A 20,293-nucleotide genomic window follows, 5' to 3' on the forward strand; every position below is an offset into this window, starting at 1 on the left:
TCGCACGGCGCCCGTCGCAGTCACGGGGGGACCGGCTGCTCCGGCAGGCGGGGGGTTCCGCGCTTCCTCCCTTCGCGTTCCATGATCCCCAGTGCCCGGAGCGACGGACGTGATGCGGATCAGCGGCCGAAACCGGCCTCACGGGCTCGTACGATCGCCTGCGACCGGTCGGCGACCTGCAACTTCGCGAAGACATTGGACACGTTGTTGCGCACCGTCTTGGGCGACAGCGACAGGCGCTCGGCGATGCGGGTGTTGGACAGACCGGCCGCGATGAGATCGAGGATCTCCCGTTCCCGCGCGGTGAGCTGCGGGAACGGCTCCTGCTCCCGCGGCCGGACGGCGGCGATCCTGCTGAAGTAACGGGTCACCCGCCCGGCCAGCGCGGGCCCGAAGATGACCTCGCCGCCGGCGACGGCCGCGACGGCGCGCAGGATCTCCGTCTGGTCGGCGCCCTTGAGCAGGTAGCCACGGGCTCCGGCCAGCATGGCGGCGAAGACGCTCTCGTCGTCCTCGTGCATGGTCAGCACGAGCACGTGGGTCTCCGGGCAGGTCTCCACGATGCGCCGGGTGGCCTGGACGCCGTCGAGCCGGGGCATCTGCAGGTCCATGACGACGACGCGCGGGCGGAGCGTCATCGCCTGGGCCACGGCCTCCTCGCCGTCGGCCGCGGTGCCGACCACCTCGACCTCGCCCGTGGAGGCGAGCATCATCCGCAGGCCGTCGCGGTAGACGGGGTGGTCGTCGGCGAGCAGCACCGTGGGCATCTCGGAGCCGCCGGGGAACGGGCCGGCGCTCATCGCGTCGCCTGCGCGGGCAGAACGGCGTGGACGCGGGTCCCGCCGCCGTCGCGGGAGGCGACGGAGCAGCTCCCGCCGAGCTCTTCGGCCCGCTCCCGCATGCCGACCAGGCCCACGCCGACCAGGGCTCCCGGCCGCACCCCTCTCCCGTCGTCGAGCACCTCGACCTCCAGTTCGCCTCCGGTCGCCGTCAGGCGGACCTCGCAGATGCCGGCGTCCGCGTGCCTCGCGACGTTGACCAGAGCCTCGCAGACGATCCGGTAGGCCGCCACCTCGGTCGCGGCCGGCAGCGCGGCCAGGTCGCCCACGGCGTCCACGCGTACGGCGAGCCCGCCCTCCCGGAACCGCGTGGCCTCCTGCCGCAGCGCTCCCGCCAGGCCGAACTGGTCCAGGGCAGGCGGACGCAGGTTGTGGACGAGCCGGCGTACGTCGCCGAGCACGGACGACAGGTCGGCCCGCACCTCGTGCAGCGCCTCGCGGGCGGCGCCGAGGTCCCGGGTCACCAGGTTGCCCGCGGCTTCGACCTTCAGCGCGGCGGCGGCGAGCGTGGGCCCCAGCCCGTCGTGGAGGTCCCTGCGCAGCCTTCGGCGCTCCTCCTCGATGCCCGTCACCAGGCGTTCCCTGCTGTGCTGGAGCTCCTCGGCCAGGGCCGTGGCCCGTACGGCCGCCGCGGCCTGCCGTACGACGTCGGCGAGCAGCCGCTGGTCGGCGTCGGCGAGCGGCGCGCCCGCGCGCGGGACGAGGACGAGGCGGCCGATGGGGTCCGCGCGGTAGGCGAAGGGAAGGACGAGGACGTCGTCGCGCCGGGCGCCGTGCTCGACCACGAGCGTGCGGCCGTCGGCGCGGTCGAGTTCCACCCGCACGTACGGCGAGCGCAGCGCCGCCGACACCGCCTTGGCCACGGTGAGCAGCAGTTCCTCCGGGCTCACCGACTCCTCCAGCCGCCGGGCCAGGGCCGAGACCACGTCGTACGGCTCCGCCCGCCCGCTGAGGACGCGGCCCACCCAGCGGCGGACCCGCTCGCGCAGCGGCGCGTAGACGACGGCGACCGCGGCGGCGGCGAGCACGGCCGCGACCGGCTCGTCGATGAGCGCGCCCAGCCCCACGAAGACGGGCACGTCGATCGCGACGACGGCGACCGCCAGGCCGCCGTAGAGGAGGGTCCAGCCGAGCACGGGGTCGATGTCGTACAGCCGGTATCGGCCGACGGCCACCAGGACGGCGGCGGCGATCGCGACCAGGGAGACGACGAACGTGAGGTCCTGCGGCACCCCCTGAACCACGGCGGGCACGAAGATCAGAACTCCGTTGAGCAGGGCCGCGAGCAGCATCCAGCGCAACTGCGCGCGCCGTACGCCCGACGAGCCCCGGAAGCGCCGCACGAATGCGGTGAGCGACACCAGAAGGCTCAGCACGAGCGCCGCCGGGGTGAGGGCCATCGCGACCCGCCAGAAGGCGTCCGGCAGGGGCGGCATCGGCAGGTCGAGCCCGGGGCCCCGCCACGGCTCCCCCGGCGCCTGCACCCGCCACGGAACGGTGAGGAAGACGAGCACGGCGAGGCCGGTGGCGCCGAGCGACAGCGACGCGGCCCATCGCCAGCGCGGCGACGGCAGCCTGCCGTCGGGGAAGAACAGCAGCACGAGCAGCGGCACCAGGTTGAGCAGCGGCCCGAGCCTCGCTCCCGCGTACACGGCGACGCCGGTCAGCGGCAGCGCGCCGCCGTACCGGGTGAGGGACAGCACGGCGTAGCCGCCGGCGAGGCCGTTGAGGCAGGACACCACGCCGCCCCCGATCAGCAGCCAGGTCATCGGGTGGGCGGGCAGGCGGGCGGCCAGCACCCCGCCGGCGACGGCGAGGGCCACGCCCGGAACAGTGGACGACCACATGGCCCAGTCGAGCGGCTCGGGCCGGACCACCGGCCCGGTCGCGATCTCGATCCAGGTGGCGGACGCGGCGGCGACGACGGAAAGGGCCGCGAGCACGGTCGCGGCAGCCCCGAGACGGCGATACGCGGCAGAAGGGCCGGGCACGCGGTCCAGCGTGCCACAGGGCCGCCCTTCCCTGCATGGGACCGGTGTCCCGTTTCCGCCCGGGACGCGGGCCCCTGACCGGTGCGGGCCCGGTGGTGGCCTCGCTCTCTGTCGGCCCGGGACGCGGCCCGGAGACCGTGGTCACGGCACGGCCGGAAGGGTCGCGCGACGAAGGCTCCCGCCAGGAGGGGACGATCATGTCCGTTCACATCACGCCCAGCAACGTCAATCCGCGGGAACCGGCCCCGGCGGCGGCCTCGGCTCCGGCCGCGCCGCCCTGGACCCGGATGGCCGGAGTGCTGCTGGCCGCCGGAGCGGCGGCCTGGGCGACCGGCACGGTCGTCGTCGGCGACGACATCCAGAAGGGCATCCAGACGCTCGACACCCTGACCGGGATGCTGTTCGTCGCCGGGGTGTTCGGGTTCGTCGCGCTCGTGCTGGCCACCCGGGGCACCGGCGCCAGGTGGGGCCGGATCATCCCGGCGGGCCTGCTCGTGTCGCTTCCCGGCGCGTTCCTGCTGAACACGCTCTCGTTCGGCTACGCCACCCACGACGACTTCCCGCTGTGGCTGATGATCCTCGACGCCTGCTGGCCGCTCAGCATGCTCGGCATGCTGGTCCTCGGCATCGCCGTGGCGGTCACCGGCCGCTACCGCGGCGCCCTGCGCTGGCTGCCGCTGCTCGCCGGGCTGTGGTTCCCGGTCACGATGGCGGCGCAGATCTTCGGCGGGTCCACCGCCTCGGTGTGGGTGAGCGCCGCCTGGCTGCTGGCCACCCACGCCCACATCGGCGTCCGGCTCGCGCTGCGCCCCGCCGTCTGACCGGACGCCGCGGTCAAGCGGGCGGACGGCGGCACCGCGCGAACCTTTCCGCAGGACCCGGACTCCAACAGGACATGAAGCTCGCCCTCTCGCTCCGCGTCGTCCTCCCCGCCGTCGCGGCCGCCGCGGTGCTCTCCGCGGCGGCGCTCCCGGCCGGCGCCGCCGCCATGCCGAAGTTCGCCAAGCCCAAGCCCTACGGCACGTCGTTCCAGAGCGACCGCCACCATGACTTCACCAAGCACATCTCGCCGCGGCACGACGGCGTCCTGCGGGGCTGGGTCACGCATTACCGGTCCGGGGTGGCGGAATACCAGCCGATCAGGTGGGTCAAGGACAACCACATCGAGGGGTACTTCGAGGGTCCGCCCGAGGGTGACGTCACGGCCTACGCCTCTCCCGTCGCGAAGAATGTGGTGTTCTACAGCGCCACCGGGTGCAAGGGCACCACGGTGACCGTGAAGGACGGCGGCCTCGGATCGAAGCGATGCTCCCGGGGTGAGTTGATCAGCCGGATGAAGTCCGTTCGTCATCCGGCGCTCATCACCGTCTATCGCGGCACGATCGTCACGGTCCAGGAGATCTACACCCCCTGAGTACCTGAAAGACCGCCGGTCACCCGGCACCCCTCCGCGCAGGGCCGGACTTCCATTCCCGGAAGTCCGGCCCTTTTCGCGTCCGGGCCATCCATGCACGCGCCTTCGCACAGGCGGACGACCCCGGCTTGACGCCACTTGGGTTAGCAGAACATACTTTGGTTATTACTTCTAACCAACGGAACGGGGTGTCATGCTCGTGTCGGTCCGCGTCCGCGGCGCCTCGCTCGCGCTGCTGGCGTCGTCGCAGTTCCTGGTGGTGCTGAACACCTCGATCGTCAACGTGGCGCTGCCCGCCATCGGCGACGACCTGAGCCTGTCGGCCGCCGGGTTGTCGTGGGTGGTCAACGCGTACCTGATCGCCTTCGGGGCGCTGCTGCCCGCGGGCGGCAGGATCGCCGACCTGTACGGCGGGCGGCGCGCCCTCGCCGCGGGGCTTGCCCTGTTCACGGCGGGCTCGGCCGGAGCCGCGCTCTCCCCTGCCGCCGGGGCGCTGATCGCGGCGCGCGCCGTCCAGGGCGCCGGGGCCGCGGTGCTCTCCCCGGCCGCGCTGGCCATCGTGCTCGCGTTGTTTCCCGCCGGCGCCGCACGCGGCCGGGCGCTCGGCGTGTGGGGTTCGGTCTCGGCGGCGGGCGGCGCGGCCGGCGTCCTGCTGGGCGGGCTGCTGACCGACGCGCTCGGCTGGTGGTCGGTCTTCGCCGTCGGCGTGCCCGTCGCGGCGTTCGTCCTGACGGCCGTGCCACGCCTGGTCCCGGGTGACGGGCCCCCGCGCGGCGGCGGGCTCGACCTGCCGGGAACGCTGTCGGTGACGCTGGGCCTGCTCGGCATCGCGTACGGCCTGGGCGGCGGCGGATGGGAGGCGATCGCCGCGGGCGTGGCCCTGCTCGGCGTGTTCGCCCTGTGGGAGCGGCGGGTGGAACAGGGGGCCCACAAGCAGGGCGCCGGCACGCAGGGCGCCGCCGTGCCGCTGATCCCGCCGAGCCTGCTGCGCACGGCCGACGTGGGCATCGGCAACGCGCTCATGCTGCTGCTCGGGATGGTCTGGGTCGGCACGTTCTTCTTCCTGCCGCTCTACCAGCAGCGGGTGCTCGGCTACTCGCCCTTGGAGGCGGGGCTCACCCAGCTTCCCCTCGCGGTGGCGCTGGTCCTGGCGCCGCTCGCGGCGGGCCGGCTGCGCCGCACGCTCGTCCCCGGCCTGCTGACGCTGGCCGCCGGGCTGACCTGGCTGGCCAGGGCGCCGGAGGACGGGACCTTCCTCGTCGACCTGCTGGGGCCGACGGTCCTGGTGGGCGCGGGACTGGGGCTGGCGTTCGTGCCGCTGACCGCGCTCGGCGTCGCCGGGGTGCCCGGCGCGCGGGCGGGCGTCGCGAGCGGACTCATCACCACGACACGGCAGGTCGGCGGCGCGCTCGGCCTCGCCGTCCTCACCTCGGTCGCGGGCCTCGCCCCGGCCGGTGTCACCGGCTATCGCCACGCCTTCCTGACGGCGGCGGCCATCTCCCTCATCGCGGCGACCGCCGCTCTCCTGAAAGGACGCATCCGATGAACAAGCCCTACCTGACCGGGCACTTCACCCCGCACGTGGACGAGGTGACCGCCCGCGACCTGGTGGTGGAGGGCACGCTGCCCGCCGAGCTGACCGGCCGGCTGGTGCGCAACAGCCACAACCCCCTCCCCGGCGTCACGCCCACGCACTGGTGGAAGGGCAGCGGCATGGTCCACGGCATCCGGCTGCGGGACGGCCGGGCCGAGTGGTACCGCAACCGCTGGGTGCGCACGCCCGCCCTCGACGGCGCGCCGTACATGACCGAGAAGGGGCCCGACCTGACCGCCAGCACCGCGGGGACCCACGTGATCGAGCACGCCGGCAGGCTGCTGGCGCTGTGCGAGGCCAACCACCCCTTCGAGCTGACCCCCGAGCTGGAGACCGTCGGGGCGTACGACTTCGGCGGGAAGCTCACGACGATGATGACCGCCCACCCGAAGAGCGACCCGGTCACCGGTGAGCTGCACTTCTTCGGCTCCTCGCCGTTCCCGCCCCACCTCGTCTACCACGTGGCCTCGGAGACCGGCGAGATCGAGTTCAGCGAGGAGGTGCCGGGGGCGACCGCCTCACTGAAGCACGACTTCGCGATCACCGAGCACTTCGTCGTGTTCGTCGAGGGTTCCGTGACCTTCGACCACACCGAGACCTCCGGCATCCCGTACTCCTGGAGCGACGACCAGGTCACCCGCATCGGCGTGATGCCGCGCGGCCGGGGCGGCGCGGCGAGGATCCGGTGGTTCGGCATCGAGCCCGGCAGCCTGCTGCACGTCGCCAACGCGTACGAGGACGCCGAGGGCCGGATCGTCCTCGAAGGACCGGCCATGGACCGCGACGGGTTCCGGCGCTCGTGGAAGTGGTGGGCGGGGCTGCCCGGGCACGGCGTCGTGCCGGGCTCGCGCTCCTTCAACCGCCGCTGGGTCGTGGACCCGCGCGCGGGCACGGTCGCCGAGGACGTGATCGACGATCTGGTCATCGAGTTCCCCACGATCAACGACGACCTGCTCGGCCGCGAGCACCGCTACCAGTACTCGATCTCCTTCCCCGACGACCGGGGTGTGGGCGGCTACGGCGTGGTCAAGTACGACCGGGTCTCCGGAGGCAGGCAGGTGCTTCCGGTCGGCGACGGGCGGCTGCCGAGCGAGGCCGTCTTCGTGCCCGCCGCGGGCGCGGTCAACGAGGACGACGGCTACCTGCTGACGGTCGTGAGCGACCTGCACGCCGACGCCTCCCGGCTGCTGGTCCTGGACGCCTCCGACCTGAACCGGCCCCCGGTCGCGACCGTGCACCTGCCCCGCCGGGTCGTGGCCGGCATCCACGGTTCGTGGATCTCCGACAACTGACAGTGACACCCGACAACCGCTGAGAGGAACAACGATGGACATCGACAGGAACGCCCCCGTCGTCGTCGAGCTGGAGACCACCGTGCACGCCCCGATCGAGGAGATCTGGCGGCTGCACACCGACATCGACGCCTGGCCGAGCTGGAACCCCGACATCTCCTCCACGCGCCTGCGCGGCGAGCTCGCCGCCGGCGCCACCTTCGACTGGCAGACGCACGGGCTGGTCGTCGCCTCGACGGTCGCCGAGCTCGTCCCCGGCCGCCGCGTCGTCTGGGGCGGCCCGGCCCACGGCATCGACGGCGTGCACGTCTGGACCTTCGAGGAGATCGACGGAGGCGTGCTCGTACGGACCCGGGAGTCGTGGGCGGGCCCGCCCGTCGAGGCCGACCCCGAGGGCATGCGGGCGGCGCTGGAGGGCTCGCTCCTGGCCTGGCTCGCCGCCCTGAAGCAGACGGCCGAATGATCCTTGGGCCGGGCAGGCGCGATGAGCCGCAGACGCCGATGAGAGGCATTCACCATAATGAGAGGATGTCAACGCCGCGACAGCGCTACCGGGACCAGGTCCGTTCGGAGATCAAGCAGATCGCCCTCGTCCAGATCGGCGAGGGCGGGGCGACGGCGCTGAGCCTGAACGCGGTGGCGAAGCAGCTCGGCGTCACGGGCCCCGCGCTGTACAAGTACTTCCGCAGCCGCGACGACCTGCTGACCGAGCTGATCCTCGAGGGCTTCGACGAGGTCGCCGCGGCCGTACGGGCCGCCGCCGGCCAGGGCGCGCCGCGAGAGCGGCTGCACGCGCTGGCCCGGGCCTTCCACGGATGGGCGGTGGCCAACCCGCACCTGTTCCAGTTGCTGGCCGGCACGCCCTCGCCCGGCTATCAGGCTCCCCCGGAGAGCGTGATGCGGGCCCGGAACGTGCTCGGGCCCTTCCTTCCGGTGTTCGCCGGAGGACGCTGCCGCCCGGGGGCCGAACCGCTGCGGGAGCAGATGCGGCGGTGGGTGGAGGAGACCCCGGCGGTCGCCGAGTGGGTGCGCGCGTTCGCCCCGGACGGAGATCCGGCGACCGCCCTGGCCGGGACGGTCATGGCCTGGGCCCAGCTCCAGGGCGTGGTGAGCCTGGAGGTCCAGGGGCAGTTCGCCGGCATGGGACACAGCGGAGCCACCCTGCTCGACGCCGTCATCGACGCTCTCGCCGACAGCATGGGCCTGTAACGGGCATCCTGGAACGATGAGTACAGAAGCGATCAGCGCCGCGGCCGCGGGGACCTGGAAGCTCGGCGACCTCACGGTCAACCGGATGGGGTTCGGGGCGATGCGCGTGACGGGCAGCGCCGCCTTCGATCTCGGCACGCCGAGCGACCGCGAACGGTCGATCGCGGTGCTGCGGCGCGCCGTCGACCTCGGCGTGAACCACATCGACACGGCGGCGTTCTACTTCTCGCGACTACGCTCGGCCAACGAGCTGATCAACCGGGCGCTCGCGCCGTATCCGGACGACCTGGTCATCGCGACCAAGGTGGGCCCCGGGCGGGACCCGTCCGGCGAGTGGCTGCCGTTCGCCCGGCCCGACCAGCTGCGCGGCCAGGTCGAGGAGAACCTGCGCCAGCTCGGCCGTGACCACCTCGACCTGGTCTACCTGCGCCAGCCGGGGCTCGACTCGATCGCCGAGCACTTCGGAGCGCTCGCCGAGCTGCGCGAGGCCGGTCTCATCCGGCACCTCGGGATCTCCAACATCCGGCCCGAGCATCTCGCGCAGGCGCAGGAGATCGCGCCGGTGGTGAGCGTGCAGAACCGGTACGGCGTCGGCGCCGTGCGCAGCCAGGGACTGCTGCGCACCTGCGGCGAGCGGGGAATCGCCTTCGTGCCGTTCTTCGCGATCGCGGGCGAGGGCGGCGCGCTGGGGGCGAGCGACACGGACCAGGAGGAGGTGCGCGCCGTGGCCCGGGCGCACGGAGCGACCCCCGCGCAGGTGCGGCTGGCCTGGACGCTCCAGCAGGGGCCGCACGTGCTGGCCATCCCGGGCACCGGCAACCCCGATCACCTGACCGAGAACGTCGCCGCCGCCGCGCTGCGTCTCACGGACGAGGAGATCGCCCGCCTGGACGCGCTCTCCGACGCCGGCTGACCGGGGGACGAGGCCGGCGGCGCAGCCCGGCGCCGCGGATCGACCGCTCGCGGTGAGCGTGGACCGGGGCCGCCCCCCTATGCAGACCGCCGGCTTCCCAGGGGAGCCGGCGGCCCTGGTCGTGCGGCGATCACTGGTCGCTCTTGGCCTCTGCCTTGGCCGACAGCGTGTCCTCGCTCTTGCCTACCTTGGCCAGCGCCTCACGAAGCTGCTCGGCGGTCATCTTGGAGCTGCCCTCCATGCCCGCGTCATGGCCCTGACGGCGCAGGTCGTGGAGTTCCTGGTCCTCGCCCATGACCCGTCCCCTCCTGCGTACCGGTATCAGAGCCGCTGGTCCCCCGCGGACGCGCCGCCCACACGGCCGCCGGTCGAAGTTGGCGTGATTTTTCCGGGCCGGGCGAGAAGGTCAGCCGTTGCCTCTCAGAACGCCACGAACGGCGTCCGGAGAGTCGGTCGAAAGGTAAATCCTCCGCACCGCCCTTTTCCCGGCCCCCGCGAGGTCGATGTCTACGGGGGGATCGAGGTCGACGCGGACGTTGACCGTGCTCGTCACCGAGCACACCATGGCGTCGGGGTCCCCCGCGACGGCACGAGGCCCACGCCCCTTGATCGTCTGCAGGACCGGGGACACGGAACGGACCGAATCCCGCGGGACCGCGAGCTCGCCCAGGAATCCCGTACGCAGGATCAGCTCCGAGGACGAGACGAGATGCGGATGGCGGGCCGTCGCCGCCGCTCCCAGGGCGGCGAGCACCAGCAGCGTCTCGAACAACGCGTGCACCGCTTTGAATCCGGGCGGAATCATGCCGGAGACGAGGAAGGCCGTGACGATTTCCACCACGGCCAGGACGATGACGACCAGCCGCAACTCCGACGAGTGCGGCAGTGGCACCACGCCGGGTGCGCCGGAAACCGGGCGCCGCGTTATCCAGCCCGCGAGCGATTCCAGCAGAATTCCCGCGATGCGCGTTCCCGACGGTCTCCGCTTCACATAACCCTCGGACACACCCGGCACAGTCGAATTCCTTCCGGCGACGCGGACAATTCACTGATAAGGGTACGATTTCATTTCCGGAATAGCCTCAAGCAGGGTTTTTGTGAGTTCCCGAAATCGTCACGCGTCGACGGCGGGCCGGCGGAGGCGGGCGTTCAGGCGGCGGCCGAGGCGCTGTCCCGGGGCCTCCACGAGCCGGTACGTCACATGGCCGAGCACCAGCAGGGCGAGGAAGAACACCGGGAGGTTCGGGACGACCCGCAGCAGGAGCGGGTGCAGCAGATACAGGGAGAAGCTGATCACCCCGAGGTGGGCGAGCCACCGGGGGAACGGCCGGTGCCGCAGCCGGAACGCGAGCGCGAAGAAGCCCGCCGCCAGCAGGACCGCCGAGGCCCAGGCGGGCTCGTCGGCCACCAGGACGCCGCAGACGAGGACCGTCAGCAGGGCGGCGACGGCCCAGACCGGCCGGAGCGTGCCCTGCTCGGCGCGCCAGACGGCGGTTCCCGCGAACATCACGGCCGCGATGACCAGGCCCTGCCCCGCCCCGATCCGGCTGCCGAGGATCACCAGCGCCAAACCGAGCAGGCCGCCGATGACCGCGGCCGCCGTCCTGAGGCGCCCGTTCGCGGTCACGGTCACGACGACGACCAGGACCACCGCGACACCCATGAGCGCGGCGACCAGGTCCGCGCCGCCGTTGATCGTCGCGCCCGGCATGAGCAGCCCGAGCGGCACGGCCGCCACCGCCAGGACCACGGCGATCGGCGCCGACCTGTGGGCCTGCCGTACGGCGAACAGCCCCGCCGTCATCAGGTAGAACGCCATCTCGTAGGAGAGCGTCCACATCACGTTGATCACCGAGGGCACGCCAAGGAGCTCCTGCAGCATCGTGAGGTTGGCCAGCGCGACGAGCGGCGGCGGCCGGCGGTCGAGGCCCGGCGACGTCGCGAACACCCCGGCGTACGCGAGGAGCAGCGCGAGGGCGAGCGCGGCGAGCAGCAGCGGGAGGAGCCGGAAGACCCGGCCGGTCCAGAAGGCCCGCAGGTCGCCGCGCCGCTCCAGCGAGGCCGGGATGATGTATCCGCTGACCAGGAAGAACACGAAGACGCCCCAGGTGCCGACGTCGACCCTGCGGTCCACCTCCCCCCACACGGCCGGGACGAAGGTCCAGGCCGAGTGGTGCAGCGCCACGGCCGGAGCGGCGATCCCGCGTAAGGCGTCCAGCCATGCCAGCCGCGTGCGCTTTGATGCCATTCAGGTGACTTTAGGCGAAATACGGCGTCGGCAGCACCGCGCCTGGTGAGCCGCGCACTCCGCAGGAATGCTAGGAAACGGGGATGGACCATCGTGATCTCCGGCTCCTGGACGACGACGCTCTGGAGCGGTCCTCGGTCGTGGCCAACAGCGACATGAACCGCGAACGCCGCCTGCCGGCCTACCGGCGCGAACTCGGCGTCGACGTCCTCGCCCTCCTGCGCGGCGCCGATCGGGTCGTCCGCTGGCTCGACCTGTGCTGCGGCACGGCGAACGCGCTGTTCGAGGCGGCACACGAACTGGGAGAGCGGGCGGAGATCGTCGGCGTGGACCTGGTCGGCTACTTCGCCGGGCCGCCCCGGCCGCCGCGGCTGCGGCTGGTCACGGCGTCGGTGACCTCGTGGGCGCCCGGCACGGCCTTCGACCTGATCACCTGCGTCCACGGGCTGCACTACGTCGGCGACAAGCTGGGCGTGATCGCCCGGGCCGCCTCCTGGCTGACCGACGACGGCCTGTTCGCCGCCAGTTTCGACGCGGGGAGCGTACGGCGTGCGGACGGGACGCCCGCGGGACGGCGGCTGACGGCGGCGCTTCGGGCGAGCGGCCTCGTCTACGACGCGCGCAACAGGCGGGTGAGCTGCCGCGGCCGCAGGGAGATCGACCTGCCCTGGCCCTATCTCGGCGCCGACGACCGCGCGGGCCCGAACTACACCGGCCAGGCCGCTGTGGACTCCTACTATGCGTTCGGCTGAGGCCCGTCGCCGGGCCGGGGGCGCACGTCGCAGTCCGGCAGGCCCGCGAGCACGCCGGCGAGCTGGCGGGCGTTGGTCTGCGCGTAGTCGCGGTAGCAGTTGTTCATCAGCACGTGGGTCGTGGACGCCTGGCCGCCGAGTTCGCGCAGCCTCGGCGCCCACCGCTTCAGCTCCTCCAGGGAGTAGCGGTAGCCGAAGCGCTCGTGGATGTCGTGGCTGGTCCACTTGTCGCTGTGCCCGTGGAACCGCACGACCTCCAGGTCGGACGTGGCCGCGACGACCGGCGGGACCGAGTCGGGATAGCCCTGCGGCATGTCCACGCACACGTACGGGATGGCGTACGAGCGGAGGAAGTCGAGCGTCTCGGCCTGGTTCTCCTCGCTCATCCACGTGTGGTTGCGGAACTCGACGGAGATCCGCAGCGGCTCGCAGCGCCGCTTGCACTCCAGGATGTAGTGCTTGTTCGCCCTGCCGATCGGGAACCACCGGGGGAACTGGAAGAGCACGGCCCCGAGCTTGCCCGCCTCGCGCAGCGGCATGAGGGCGCCGAGGAACCGCTCCCAGACCTGGTCCACGACCTTCGGGTCGAGGTCGCGGGCGTACAGGTTCTTGCCGCCGCCGCTCGGGCGCAGGTCCTTCGGCAGCGCGGCAGGCCGGGTCGGATGCCGCGTGAGCAGCGAGAACGCCTTGACGTCGAAGACGAACTCCGCGGGCGTGCGCTCGGCCCACAGCCGCACGGTGGCCTCGGCGGGCGGCGCGTAGTAGGTCGAGTCGACCTCCACCAGCGGGAACCGGCTCGCGTAGTGGCGCAGCCGCTCCTCGGGCGTCGTGACGCCGGGCGGATACCACCCCGACTCCAGCAGCGTCTTGTCGGTCCACGACGCCGTGCCGACCAGGATCTCCCCCATACCTCACGATAGGCGCCGGGTCTCGTCCGCCGACCGTGCGCCCTGGAGCGAACACGCGGAGTCGATGTACGTAGCACGTATTCGCCAGGTATCGATATTGTTCGGCCCCTTTCTATGGTTTCGGTGACCCTGAACGGTTCTCCATTGAGAGGCGGTTCGAATGTTCACCAAAATGGCCGACCGGTTGATTTCCCGGCTGGTGCCGAAGCACTCGGCGCAGGCCGCGTGCCCCTGCTGGCTGGAGGGCACCACCTGTCTCGTCCGCAAGTGCTGCAGCTGGGGCGCCTCGTGCGGCACCGGCTACACCTGCGGCGACTGGCACCTGAACTGCTAGCCCGGACGGCATGACGATGCTCGCGTGGTCGGCCGGACTCGCCGTCGTCGCCGGACTCGCCCTGCTCCTGCTGCGGCGCCGTCTGGCCGTCGTCGTGGTGTCCGGCGTCAGCATGGAGCCGGCCTTCCACGCGAGCGACCGGCTCCTCGTCCGCCGGGCCGGACTGTCCCGGCTCGCTGTCGGAGACATCGTCGTGTTCGCCCGGCCCCGCCGGTACGACGGCGAAGAACTCCTGCCGGTGGAGGACAGGTGGATGGTCAAGCGGGTGGCGGCGCTGCCCGGAGACCCGGTGCCCGACGCGGTCCTCCCCGCGGTCGCGGAGCAGCGGGTGGCCGAGGGCCGGTTGGTCGTCCTGGGGGACAACCCGGCGGCCAGCTACGACTCGCGCCAGTTCGGGTTCCTCCCGGCGGACCTCCTCCTCGGGGTCGTGCTGCGGCGGATGAGCTGACCGGAAGGAGCAACCGTGGACTACCTCATCGTCGGCTGCCGCACCCTGCTGGCGCTGCTGTTCCTGGCGTCGGCCACGGGAAAGCTGCGCGGCGCCGACGCGTACCGGGACTTCGTGGCGGCCACCGGCAGACTCGCCCCGCGGTTCCTCCCCACCCGCCGGGCCGCGGTCGCGGTGGTCGCCACGGAGATCGCCATCGTGGCGCTGGTCGCCGTGCCCGCGACGGCCGCGGCCGGGTTCCTGCTGGCCGCCGGCCTTCTCACCGCGTTCACACTCGCGATCCTGGCCGCGCTCCGGCGCGACGAACGGGCGCCGTGCGCCTGCTTCGGCCGCTCCCGCCGTCGTCTGGGACGCGGCCACGTGGTGCGCAACCTCCTCCTGCTTGTCGTCGCGGGACTCGGTTTCGCGGGATCGGCGATCCCGGTGTTCCCGGCCGGACCGGCCGAGACGGCGGGCGTCCTGACGGCCGTCACGGCCGGCGCGGTGGGCGCCCTCCTCGTGTCCTTCACCGACGACTTCATCGACCTGTTCAGCCCTGCCGCTTGAGCTCAGAAAGGCCGCCCGATGCCGTATCTCGTCGCACTCGTCGTCCTCGTGGGCGTGTTCTGCCTGGTCAACCTCATCCTGATCGTCGGCGTGATCCGGCGGCTGCGCGAGCACGACGAAGCCCTGGCCGCCAGAAGCGAACAGGAGCAGAACCGGCGGGCCATCCTCTCCGAGGGCGAGGTGGCGGAGCCGTTCGAGACCGTCTCCACCGACGGCGGTCTCGTCTCGCGCGACCGATTCGAGCAGCCCACCCTGGTCGGCTTCTTCTCTCCCGGCTGCACGGCCTGCCACGAGGCGCTGCCGGGCTTCCTCGCTATGGCCGAGCGCTTCCCCGGCGGCCCCGAGCAGGTGCTCGCCGTCATCGTGGACGAGAACGGCGAGTCGGGCGCGCAGCGCGCCTCGCTCGAACCGGTCGCCCGCGTGGTGGTCGAGAAGCTGGGCGGGCCGGTCACCTCCGCACTCCACGTCGGGGCCGTGCCCGCGTTCGGCCTCGTCGGGCCGGGCGGCACGGTGATGTCCAGCGGCCTGCGCCTGGACCAGGTCCTCACGGCCGCCTCCGCCTGACCCGCTGCGCCCGGCCCCCCTGCCCAGTCCCGTCAGTCACGGAGCAGCGCCGATGTCGGAGACGCCCCCGCAGAACGGCCCCGCGAGCTCACCCGAGCCCCCCAGGGCCACCCCCGCCGCCCTGGCCGCGGCGCTCGCCCTGGCCTGGCGGGCGGGCCCCTGGCACACCCTCGCGTACGGGCTGCTGGTGCTGGTGGAAGCGGCCCTGCCGGTCGCCACGGCCTGGCTGACCAAGTCCGCTCTCGACCTGCTCGTGAGCCGGGCGGACGGCGGCGCCTTCTGGGCCGTCGGGGCCGGGCTCGCCGCCACCGGCCTGGCGTCCACCGTGCTGCCGCACGCCTCCACCTACCTGCGCCAGGAGTCGGCCCGCCGTACGGGACGGCTCGCGCAGGACCGGCTGTTCGCGGCCGTCGAGCGGTTCGCCGGCCTCGGCCGATTCGAGGATCCGGTGTTCCACGACCGCCTGAGCCTGGCGTACCAGTCGGGCGGCGTGGCTCCGAACGCGGTCGTCGGGGGCACCCTCGCCACCGCCCGTGGGCTGATCACCGTGCTGGGCTTCCTCGGCTCGCTGCTGGTGGTCAACGCCGTGCTGGCGACGGCGGTCCTGGCCGCCGCGGTGCCCGCGTTCCTCGCCGAGCTCCGGCTGTCGCGGCAACGGGCCACCATGCTGTGGCGGATCGGGCCGGTCGAGCGGCGGGAACTGTTCTACCGTCAGCTGCTGACCAGCGTGCGGGCCGCCAAGGAGATGCGCCTGTTCGGTGCGGGGAGCTACTTCCGCACGCGGATGATCGCGGAACGCGCCGCCGCGGACGCCGAGCGGCGACGGCAGGACCGCCGCGAACTCGGCACGGAGGGCGGGCTGGGACTGCTGTCGGCGGCGATCGCCGCGGGCGGCTTGATCTGGGCGCTGTTCGCCGCCGCCGCAGGTCGCATCACCGCGGGCGACGTCGCGCTGCTCACCGCGTCGGTCGTCGGCGTCCAGGCCGCCGTCGCGGCACTGGTCGGCGAGGTGACGACGGCCCACCAGCAGGTGCTGACGTTCGGCCACTATCTGGCCGTGGTCCGGGCCGAGCCCGACCTGCCCGTACGCGAGCGGGCCGTCACGCCGGGAGGCCTGCGGCACGGCATCGAGTTCCGCGACGTCTGGTTCCGCTACTCCCCCGGCCATCCGTGGACGCTGCGCGGGGTGAGCTTCACCATCCCCGCGGGCACGGCGGTCGGCCTGGTGGGCCGCAACGGCGCGGGCAAGAGCACGATCGTCAAGCTGCTGTGCCGGTTCTACGACCCCGTACGGGGCTCGATCCTGTGGGACGGCGTGGACCTGCGCGACCTGGACCCCGCCGAGCTGCGGCGGCGTATGGGCGCGGTGTTCCAGGACTACATGGAGTACGACCTGACGGCGGCGGAGAACATCGCGATCGGAGACCTGGGCGACGGCGAGATGCGCCTCGACGACGACCGGATCGAGGCGGCCGCTCGCCGCGCGGGCGTGCACGAGACCGTCGCCGCGCTGCCGGGCGGCTACCGGACCATGCTCACGCGCATGTTCTTCGGCCCGCCCGGCGAGGGGGCGGACGCCGAGAGCGGGGTCGTGCTGTCCGGCGGCCAGTGGCAGCGGCTGGCGCTCGCCCGCGCGTTGCTGCGCGACCGGCAGGACCTGCTCGTCCTGGACGAGCCGAGCTCCGGCCTGGACGCCGAGGCGGAGCACGAGATCCACACGAGGCTCCGGGCGCACCGCGCCGGCCGTACGAGCCTGCTGATCTCGCACCGGCTCGGCGCGATCCGGGAGGCGGACCTGCTCGTCGTGCTGGACGAGGGGCGCGTGGCCGAGCGCGGCACGCACGAGGAGCTCATGCGGCTCGGCGGTCTCTACCACCGGCTGTTCCTGCTGCAGGCGCAGGGTTACCAGGAGCAGACCGCGCAGTCCCTTCCGAGCGCGTGGGCCGGGCCGTGAGAGCCGGTCGCGGCGGTCAGCGGCGGCTCGGACGCCGGGGGCGGGGGCAGGCCGTCCTCCTGTGCCGCCACCCGATGACGGGCCCGGCCAGCCGGGGATCGCGGTTGAGCATGAGATGGTGCAGTTCGGCGAGCTCGGGCCCCGGTTCGATGCCGAGGTGCCGGTTCAGCGCCTCCCGCGCCTCGCCGTAGACGGTCAGCGCCCCCGCCACGTCCCCCGTACGGTAGAGGGCGACCATGAGGTGGCCCCAGAGCCGCTCACGGGTGGGACGCAGCGCCAGGGTCTCCCGCAGCCCGCCGATGACCTCGCCGTATCGCCCGAGGGCCAGCCTCGCCCGCGCCGCCTCCTCCACCGCCAGGAACCGCTGTTCCTCCAGGGCGTCGAACTGCGCGGCGACCCCCACCGTGTGGGGAACGTCCTCGGCCGCGCCGCCCCGCCACAGCCCGAGCGCGGCGGTGAAGTGACGCAGCCCCTCCGCGTGGTCGCTCCTCGCCATCGCCTCCCGTCCGTGGCGCAGCGACTCGCGGAACTCCAGCACGTCGAGCTCTCCGGGGCAGACCGTGAGCGAGTAGCCCGGCGGGCGAGCCCGCAGGCGGTGGTCGTCCAGCCGCCTACGCAGCAGGTTGACGTAGCTGCGGACGTTGGGGAGCGCGGACTTCGGCGGCCGGTCCTCCCACAGCGCGACGAAGAGGCGCTCGATGGAGACGGGTCTGTTCGGTTGGAGCAGCAGGCAGGCGAGCAGGAGACGCTGCTTGGCCGCCCCCAGGTGGACGGGTTCTCCGTCCTGCCACATCTGAACCGGACCGAGAATGCCGAACCTGAGGCGCATCCACCCCTCCCCGACTTCGCTCCCCGACCCCGGTGGGAGCGCTCCCGGGGGAAGCTATGCGCCTGTCGATCACGTGTCAACGACGCACTGAATTCGTTTACAGCGGATGTCGGGAACCGGGCGTCGATCGTCCGTCAGACCGGCGCGACGCCCGCGGTCCGCCTTCACACGGCCCGCTGACATGCGGCCGAGCACACCTGTCACCGCATGCGCACGTTCCGTGCGCCACGGCCGCTATCAGTTGCGCGTGTCCACCGAATGAAAGCTTCACCCGCCACGCTCGGGTTCTCCGGATGCGGAAGAGGCGGAGGGCGACCCCGCACCGCGTCGCTCCTCCCGGTCAGGACCCGATGCGGCAGGAGTGACCGGTGAAGCGGAGGCGGGTCTATGATGTCGGAAAATAAAGTGCCTCCGGTGCCCCGGCGGCCGTTTCAGAGCATGCACACCGGAGGTGGCGATGCTGTCGACCTGGGCTCTGGAGACGTTCGGCCCGCGCGCCGAGCAGATCCGCCAGGGGGTGACCGAGGCGCTGGCGCTCGCGCTGGAGAACGCCCAGGACGCCCAGAAGACGGCGCGCACCGAGCTCCTCCATCCGTTCGGCTTCACGCTCATGTCCCGCAAGTTCGAGGCCCTGGCCAGCACGTTCGCGGACATGCCCGACGTCGAGACCGTCAAGCCGCCGGGCTCCCAGCACGAGCTCGTCGTGCTCGGCGGCAACCTGCTGTTCCCCTTCCGCTACGCCAAGGACCGCTCGGTCAGCGTGGTCAACGCCAGGATCGGCGACGGCAGGCCGTCCGGGCTGGTGCAGGCGCTGTTCACCCGGTTCGGCCCGCGGCCCTGGGCCGAGCAGCTCACACTCGGCGGCGTCGAGGCCGCCCTGCCGGAGCCCGCGACTCCGGCCGCCCGCGCGCTCACCCGGCTGCCCGAGGGCACCCGCCTCGTGCTCATCGCGTACGCGTGCAACGCCAAGGCCGGTCTGCTCGACGTGTGGTGGGGCGAGGCCGAGCTGCTCGACCGCACCGGCAGCCTGCGCTGGCACCACTGCGAGCCGATCCCGCTCGCCGGACAGGCGCCCGCGGCCGAGCTGCCCGGGCTGGTGGCCTCCGCCGGCGAGGCGTCCGCGTTCGCCCGGGGCGCGATGCCTGCTCCGACGCTGAATCCGCGCCCGCCGTACGAGCGCGCGACCGCCCTGCCTCCGATGAGCGAGGCGCCGTACGCACCGGACGCCGCCGCCGATGAAGGACGATGACCGGCTGCGCCTGGTCGAGGAGACCGTCCCCCCCGAATCCGGCGGCACGGCACCCAGCCCGCAGGCCGTGGCGGACGCCTTCGACGGAACCCGCCTCACCCAGGCGCGGCGCCTGGCGGCGCTGACGAAGAAGGAGGTGGCCGAGCGCATCGGCGTGTCCCCCGCCGCGGTCGGCCAATACGAGGCCGGGGTCACCCGGCCGCGTCCCGACCTGGTCCCGCTCCTCGCCGAGGTGCTCGCGGTGCCCGCGGCCTTCTTCCTACCGGGCCGCCCGCACGGCAAGCTGGACGGCTCGATGGCGCACTTCCGCAGCCTGCGCTCCACCCGGGCCTACCAGCGCGCCAAGGCCGTGGCCTTCGTCGAGCAGGTCTGGGAGCTGACGTACGCGTTGGAGAAGCGGGTGCGGCTCCCCTTCGTGGACCTGCCCGGTTTCGCCGGGGGCGAGGTGCACTCAGGCAGCGCCCTGCCCCGCGACCCCATGGGCGCGGCCCGCGCGCTGCGGGCCCACTGGGGCCTCGGCACCGGGCCGATCAGCCACCTGGTGCGGCACATGGAGTCCCGGGGGATCGTCGTCGTCTTCCCCCAGGCCGACGAGGACGCGGTCACGGTGGACGCCTTCTCCACCTCCAGCCTGCCGCGGCCCATCGTCGTCCTGACGCCCAACCGCTTCGACGACGTCTACCGGCACCGTTTCACCGCCGCCCACGAGCTGGGGCACCTGGTGTTGCACGGGGACGCGGCGGCCGGGGACAGCCAGCAGGAGCGCGAGGCCGACTCCTTCGCCGCGGAGTTCCTCACGCCGCGCGACAGCATCCTGCCCGGCCTGCCCGCCCGCGCCGACCTGCGGCGGCTGGCGGAGCTGCGCCGCGTCTGGGGCGTGTCGGTCGACTCCCTGCTGTATCGGTGCCGGGAGGTCGGCCTGCTGTCCGACTCCGCGGCCGGGCGCGCCTACCAGCGGCTCGCCGCGCTGCGCGGGCAGCCGGGCTTCGCCACCGAGCCGGTGTCGGGCTACCCCGGCGAGCAGCCGGTCCTGCTCGCCCAGGCCTTCGAGGTGGCGGCGGCCGAGACCGCGCTGACCGTGCCCGCGCTGGCCCGGGAGCTCGCCTGGCCCGTGGCACGCGTACGCGAGCTGATCGGCCTGCCCGCCCACCGCCCCCGGCTGAGACTCGTCCCCTGAGGCCACGCGCGCACAGCCCGTGGCGGCGCGGG

Annotated in this window: 22 protein-coding genes; 15 read left to right on the forward strand and 7 right to left on the reverse strand. The window is 73.0% G+C overall.

Going from position 1 to position 20,293, the window contains the following annotated elements; genetic code table 11:
* Positions 1-119: 119 nt before the first annotated feature.
* Complete coding sequence (locus ABZ860_RS14805; RefSeq protein WP_357220005.1) at positions 120-800, reverse strand: response regulator transcription factor; 681 nt, start codon at positions 798-800, stop codon at positions 120-122.
* Entirely contained in the window at positions 797-2,830 is a 2,034-nt protein-coding gene (locus tag ABZ860_RS14810) for a sensor histidine kinase (RefSeq protein ID WP_357220007.1), read from the reverse strand. Before ABZ860_RS14810 ends, ABZ860_RS14805 begins: the two co-directional genes overlap by 4 nt.
* A gap of 197 nt (positions 2,831-3,027) precedes the next feature.
* Between ABZ860_RS14810 and ABZ860_RS14815 the strand changes: the two genes are divergently transcribed.
* From ABZ860_RS14815 to ABZ860_RS14845, 7 genes are all read left to right on the forward strand, one after another.
* Complete coding sequence (locus ABZ860_RS14815) at positions 3,028-3,651, forward strand: hypothetical protein (RefSeq protein WP_357220009.1); 624 nt, start codon at positions 3,028-3,030, stop codon at positions 3,649-3,651.
* A gap of 74 nt (positions 3,652-3,725) precedes the next feature.
* Positions 3,726-4,244, forward strand: coding sequence for a hypothetical protein (locus tag ABZ860_RS14820; protein WP_357220011.1), 519 nt, complete (start codon positions 3,726-3,728; stop codon positions 4,242-4,244).
* 193 nt (positions 4,245-4,437) lie between these two features.
* Positions 4,438-5,790, forward strand: coding sequence for an MFS transporter (locus tag ABZ860_RS14825; RefSeq protein WP_357220013.1), 1,353 nt, complete (start codon positions 4,438-4,440; stop codon positions 5,788-5,790).
* Entirely contained in the window at positions 5,787-7,130 is a 1,344-nt protein-coding gene (locus ABZ860_RS14830; protein WP_357220015.1) for a carotenoid oxygenase family protein, read from the forward strand. The genes ABZ860_RS14825 and ABZ860_RS14830 overlap by 4 nt, the downstream gene beginning before the upstream one ends.
* Positions 7,131-7,164: 34 nt before the next feature.
* A complete protein-coding gene (locus ABZ860_RS14835) occupies positions 7,165-7,593 on the forward strand; it encodes an SRPBCC family protein (protein WP_357220017.1) in 429 nt (142 codons plus the stop codon).
* A gap of 65 nt (positions 7,594-7,658) precedes the next feature.
* Positions 7,659-8,339, forward strand: a complete 681-nt coding sequence (locus ABZ860_RS14840) for a TetR/AcrR family transcriptional regulator (protein ID WP_357220019.1) — start codon at positions 7,659-7,661, stop codon at positions 8,337-8,339.
* A 16-nt stretch (positions 8,340-8,355) separates the two neighbouring features.
* Positions 8,356-9,252: an aldo/keto reductase gene (locus ABZ860_RS14845; RefSeq protein ID WP_357220020.1), complete on the forward strand. Its 897-nt coding sequence runs from the start codon at positions 8,356-8,358 to the stop codon at positions 9,250-9,252.
* A 130-nt stretch (positions 9,253-9,382) separates the two neighbouring features.
* Here the strand turns inward: ABZ860_RS14845 and ABZ860_RS14850 are convergent, their stop codons facing one another.
* From ABZ860_RS14850 to ABZ860_RS14860, 3 genes are all read right to left on the reverse strand, one after another.
* Positions 9,383-9,547, reverse strand: a complete 165-nt coding sequence (locus tag ABZ860_RS14850) for a hypothetical protein (RefSeq protein WP_357220022.1) — start codon at positions 9,545-9,547, stop codon at positions 9,383-9,385.
* A 111-nt stretch (positions 9,548-9,658) separates the two neighbouring features.
* Positions 9,659-10,258, reverse strand: coding sequence for a hypothetical protein (locus ABZ860_RS14855; protein WP_357220023.1), 600 nt, complete (start codon positions 10,256-10,258; stop codon positions 9,659-9,661).
* A 108-nt stretch (positions 10,259-10,366) separates the two neighbouring features.
* Positions 10,367-11,500, reverse strand: coding sequence for an acyltransferase family protein (locus tag ABZ860_RS14860; protein ID WP_357220025.1), 1,134 nt, complete (start codon positions 11,498-11,500; stop codon positions 10,367-10,369).
* Positions 11,501-11,583: 83 nt separating this feature from the next.
* Here ABZ860_RS14860 and ABZ860_RS14865 point away from each other — a divergent pair, with 83 nt between their 5' ends.
* Positions 11,584-12,252 (forward strand): class I SAM-dependent methyltransferase, encoded by a 669-nt coding sequence (locus ABZ860_RS14865; protein ID WP_357220027.1) that lies wholly within the window; start codon positions 11,584-11,586, stop codon positions 12,250-12,252.
* Here ABZ860_RS14865 and ABZ860_RS14870 read toward each other — a convergent pair.
* A complete protein-coding gene (locus tag ABZ860_RS14870; RefSeq protein ID WP_357220028.1) occupies positions 12,237-13,160 on the reverse strand; it encodes a DUF72 domain-containing protein in 924 nt (307 codons plus the stop codon). The two genes, ABZ860_RS14865 and ABZ860_RS14870, sit on opposite strands and share 16 nt — an antisense overlap.
* Before the next feature lie 160 nt (positions 13,161-13,320).
* Here ABZ860_RS14870 and ABZ860_RS14875 point away from each other — a divergent pair, with 160 nt between their 5' ends.
* The 5 genes from ABZ860_RS14875 to ABZ860_RS14895 are packed head-to-tail and all read left to right on the forward strand — an operon-like array spanning position 13,321 to position 17,006.
* Positions 13,321-13,494 (forward strand): hypothetical protein, encoded by a 174-nt coding sequence (locus ABZ860_RS14875; protein ID WP_357220030.1) that lies wholly within the window; start codon positions 13,321-13,323, stop codon positions 13,492-13,494.
* A gap of 10 nt (positions 13,495-13,504) precedes the next feature.
* Positions 13,505-13,942 (forward strand): S26 family signal peptidase, encoded by a 438-nt coding sequence (locus ABZ860_RS14880; RefSeq protein WP_357220032.1) that lies wholly within the window; start codon positions 13,505-13,507, stop codon positions 13,940-13,942.
* A 15-nt stretch (positions 13,943-13,957) separates the two neighbouring features.
* Entirely contained in the window at positions 13,958-14,488 is a 531-nt protein-coding gene (locus ABZ860_RS14885; protein WP_357220034.1) for a MauE/DoxX family redox-associated membrane protein, read from the forward strand.
* 18 nt (positions 14,489-14,506) lie between these two features.
* Positions 14,507-15,052 (forward strand): hypothetical protein, encoded by a 546-nt coding sequence (locus ABZ860_RS14890; RefSeq protein ID WP_357220035.1) that lies wholly within the window; start codon positions 14,507-14,509, stop codon positions 15,050-15,052.
* A 52-nt stretch (positions 15,053-15,104) separates the two neighbouring features.
* Positions 15,105-17,006 (forward strand): ABC transporter ATP-binding protein, encoded by a 1,902-nt coding sequence (locus ABZ860_RS14895; RefSeq protein WP_357220037.1) that lies wholly within the window; start codon positions 15,105-15,107, stop codon positions 17,004-17,006.
* A gap of 16 nt (positions 17,007-17,022) precedes the next feature.
* Here ABZ860_RS14895 and ABZ860_RS14900 read toward each other — a convergent pair whose 3' ends face one another.
* Complete coding sequence (locus ABZ860_RS14900) at positions 17,023-17,835, reverse strand: AfsR/SARP family transcriptional regulator (RefSeq protein ID WP_357220039.1); 813 nt, start codon at positions 17,833-17,835, stop codon at positions 17,023-17,025.
* 457 nt (positions 17,836-18,292) lie between these two features.
* Between ABZ860_RS14900 and ABZ860_RS14905 the strand changes: the two genes are divergently transcribed.
* Entirely contained in the window at positions 18,293-19,084 is a 792-nt protein-coding gene (locus ABZ860_RS14905; protein WP_357220041.1) for a hypothetical protein, read from the forward strand.
* Positions 19,071-20,261, forward strand: coding sequence for an XRE family transcriptional regulator (locus ABZ860_RS14910; protein ID WP_357220043.1), 1,191 nt, complete (start codon positions 19,071-19,073; stop codon positions 20,259-20,261). Before ABZ860_RS14905 ends, ABZ860_RS14910 begins: the two co-directional genes overlap by 14 nt.
* The last annotated feature ends 32 nt before the right edge of the window (positions 20,262-20,293 follow it).

It is taken from the genome of Microbispora sp. NPDC046973 (assembly GCF_040644495.1).
In the GTDB taxonomy this organism is placed as follows: Bacteria; Actinomycetota; Actinomycetes; order Streptosporangiales; family Streptosporangiaceae; genus Microbispora.